The following is a 3,691-nucleotide window of genomic DNA, read 5'->3' on the forward strand; positions in this document are numbered from 1 at the left end:
CAGAGAAGGCCCTCGATTGTTCAGAAGTATTTCCACGGACAACATGTTCGATACGCAGCCTAAAATGTTAACTGTTTAGGGCTCGGAGTAATATCAGCCAGACATCGCGCAGCTACACATCCGGTCATTCCTGCGCCTATGATCAGCACGTCATGCGTCATGAATTTCTGTCCGCGAAATATTTTGTCAACATGCTTTCCTTTATGCGCAAGTCCTTCTCCGCAATCCGCGTATCCATATCTTGTATCTCAGCGATCTCATTTTGGCTGTAAAGAGTCTGAAGCTTGAAAAAATTTCCGAGTACATTTGCCGTTCTGGTTCTTGTCGCGTCTTTAGAGCTTCGTTGCATGTGTCTGATGCAGAGATGCCCAGTGTAAATGGGTTGATTTCCTTGCAGACACATGCGGAGATCGTGCTCTGCGTCGTCATATTGTGAGGGGGAGAATGCCAGGGAAAAAGGACCTGCCTTTTTGAGCGCATCCATGCGGAATAGATGGACGCATCCTGTAACTGATGCGCAGGGACGCATGTAGGAGAACGTGCCGAAATCAGCGAGTTGATGGTGCATGTCGGAAATGACAAAGCTGCTACGCCCGGAATCGGGTGCGGCCGGAAGTGCCGGGTTGTCGCCGTCCATCAGGTGCAGATCTACGCTTTGCAGTTCGCATGGATTGGAGTGCGACACCACTCGGGCCCCAAAGACACCGCCCTCTGGGTAGGCGCGCATTGCGGTTCCAAAGTGACCGAGCCAGTCCGGGGGCAGAATGACGTCGTCGTCACTAAATGCCACCCAGTCCCGCGAGATGATTTCAGGAATGTTCAGCAGCCAGTTCCGCGCAGCGGGTGCGCCGACGTTGACAGGCGCGACATGGACAGAGAGCTGATCCCCCGCTCGTTCCTTCCAGGCTCGTAACACCTCGGGGGTGTTGTCGGATGATCCGTTGTCCAGGATTGTGATACCGATTCCGGATGTGCCCGCATCGGATTCAAAAAGACTGTGCAGAGTAGCGTCGAGGTGCTCGGCGTGATTCCAAGTGTAAAGCAGGATCGCGCCGTTGCCTTCAGGCATGCCGGCAGGTTGATCGAGGCCGAGGGCAATATCGTGTAGTCTGAGAAGGCCGTGAACAGACCATGGGCGAAGTTCAAGGTGTTTCACGAGCGAGCCGATGGCCAGATCCTTGTTCCCCGTGATCGCGTATGCGTCAGCCAAACGGAAAACGGTTTCCGCGAGCGGGAGAAGTATCACCGATTCACTGTAGAGTGCTGCAGCATGCTCGATGTCTCCTCGCATGCGGTGACAATCACCCAGCAAGCGCATGCGGAGCGCAGCCGGCAATGATGCCCGCGTGAGAGCCTCTGCATCCATAAGCATGTCGTCAGGGATGGTGTCGCGTTTAGCTGTTAGGATGTCGCGGAGAAGAGGATGCAGGAAACGCAGCATTTGATCCAGCTGCAGCAGTAATCCAGGATCGCCACATGCTTTTTGTTCCCACGCGGCGAGCAAGATGTCAGCATATAGGGTCAGCCTTTTTTGCATCAATTGAGGGCTGTCTTGAACAGTTGCGAGACCTGCTTCGGCTAAGCTGGAGAGGTGTAATTCACCGCATGATCCGCACAATATATGGTTTGTGAGATTCTTTGGAAGTAAGGATATCGTCTCATGTGCGGATAATTTTAGCATAGATTCACATTATTATTTTGAGTAACAGTTATTTTGAAAATTATTTTTATTGAAAGTTGCTGACCAGAGAAGATTGCATGATTTTTGCCATCTGGAAAACTTTTGAAAAATATGATCGTAAACCTTCGGCAATGACATCTTTCGATTTTGATTCAAACACATCGGCATGAAATCGCTTGTTATTGAAATTGTCAAAACGCTGTACGAGATACGTTACATTGTTTGCATCGAATTGATCCAAAGTCTTTTTTGCCCGGGTAAAAAAGTCGTCTCCAGTAGTTTGCAGGACGGATGCCACTTCGTTCTCAATATTTATCCATTCACGTAGTTCATGTTTGACAAACTCCCCCACCGGTTCCAGTGCCGGACGTTTTTCCGTGGCGGATGAGATCCTTTGAAGGCGCAGCGGTAGTCGGCCTGTAGGCTGGATTGGGTAGTCTGGGTGAAGTGTGATTCCAGGGCCGTGCAGTATCGTTTGGCTGGAGATGTTGACGCAGGGTATTTGTGCCGTGCGTATATCGTCTCGCAGCCAATGGGCCGCGTCGAGAAAGTTCAGGGTCGTGTAGCAGGTTTTGCCCGCCATATCTTTGACAGGTACAAGCTGAGGCCAGCGGTCAGTAAGCGGGCGGTCGTGATTTGTAGCCCTGTTTTCGTGAATGCTGCCTTTGGAATAGGACATTGTCCAAGGATCGGGCGAGCTGAGCTGGGCTCCTACGAAGACGCATTTTGCGCAGCCCATGTGTCTGGCAAGGGAAAATGCCGTACTGATGACGGACCCGTGAAGACGCAATTCCGGCCTGGTTCCGAAAATCTCCGGTTTGTGATTTCCGAAGATGAATTTGCGCGGAAAAATATTCCCTCCCATGTTCGTCAGGCAGTGTGCCACGAGATAGACATCCGGTACTGGGTCCAGGCCTTCCCAGGATCGCGTAGTGTGGACGGAAGTGTCGTTGGCGACGACGAACTGGGGATGAATTCCTGCCTGCAAGAGGGGTTTGAGGGCATTGTTGACGGCGATGATGACTGCGCTGTCTCGAACGTTGCGAAGATATTGCAGGTGGTTGGGCAGGTCCGGGCCAGCAGCGACAAGGACTGCCGTTTCGCCAAGAAAAGCTTTGCGGAGTGGCTGAATACTGAGCCAGCGCAGGTATTCCTTTATGTTGGAGTAGAAATGGAACTGCTGGTCGTAGAACAGCTCTTTGCGAATGGGGCGCATGGGAAGGTTGCAAAAGTTGCCTTGTCCGCTGAGGCTATAAATTCTGTAGCGATAGAAGAGAATTTCTATGGCTTCGATTGTTTTTTTGGCCTGTTGCGGAGTTGCCATCTCGGGAAGTGTGAAGAAAACCGGGAATCCGAGATTGAAGAGATTGGGAGGCAGGATGTCGGAGAGGGGCGGGATTAACTCATCTGGGTTCCCAAGAAGAATCAGCGCCCGGTTCACAAGCCGGCTTGGGCGCACCTGGGATGCAAAATGGGCGACACGAGAAGCATTTGATTCGAAAATGAGGATGAACACTCCTGGCTCTGCCAGGCATCGACGGAAGGTGGGGGTGTTGGCCGCTCCGAGGAAAACAAGGAGGCGGGTTTTTGTAAGAACCTCTGTGACATCACTCGTCGGGGGCAAGGTTTCGAAAACCTTGGGCAATCCGGTTTGGGCGTAGGGGTAGGAGTACGTGGGGTTTTCGTAATTCCAGAGCGGGGGGTGGGCAGAGAAGGTATGGTCGAGAGCGGGCGATGCAAATTGTTCAGGCGTACATTTGACGTTGTCACAGGTGGCGTTCTGCGGGGTGGACAGGAGTATTTCGCTTTCTATGAGAGTAGAAAGAATTGATCTGTAGTTATTTAATTCCATTTATCTTTCTGGATGAAGTGACCTGTCTCACAATAGTGGACTCGTTTGTTTAACCTAAACAACTATTACTCCGAGCCCTAAACAGTTAACATTTTAGGCTGCGTATCGAACATGTTGTCCGTGGAAATACTTCTGAACAATCGAGGGCCTTCTCTGGC

2 protein-coding genes are annotated in these 3,691 nt (G+C 51.4%); both read right to left on the minus strand.

What is annotated here, in order from left to right:
- Positions 1-157: 157 nt before the first annotated feature.
- A complete protein-coding gene (locus H4684_RS20320) occupies positions 158-1,681 on the minus strand; it encodes a glycosyltransferase family 2 protein (protein WP_192625151.1) in 1,524 nt (507 codons plus the stop codon).
- 46 nt (positions 1,682-1,727) lie between these two features.
- Positions 1,728-3,533 (minus strand): 6-hydroxymethylpterin diphosphokinase MptE-like protein, encoded by a 1,806-nt coding sequence (locus tag H4684_RS20325; RefSeq protein WP_192625152.1) that lies wholly within the window; start codon positions 3,531-3,533, stop codon positions 1,728-1,730.
- Between the last annotated feature and the right edge of the window lie 158 nt (positions 3,534-3,691).

Source organism: Desulfomicrobium macestii, assembly GCF_014873765.1.
Taxonomy (GTDB): domain Bacteria; phylum Desulfobacterota; class Desulfovibrionia; order Desulfovibrionales; family Desulfomicrobiaceae; genus Desulfomicrobium; species Desulfomicrobium macestii.

Bases quoted from the DNA above. Each gene is read 5' to 3' on its own strand.
- H4684_RS20325 (WP_192625152.1), bottom strand. From the start codon at position 3,533: ATGGAATTAAATAACTACAGATCAATTCTTTCTACTCTCATAGAAAGC.
- H4684_RS20320 (WP_192625151.1), bottom strand. From the start codon at position 1,681: ATGCTAAAATTATCCGCACATGAGACGATATCCTTACTTCCAAAGAAT.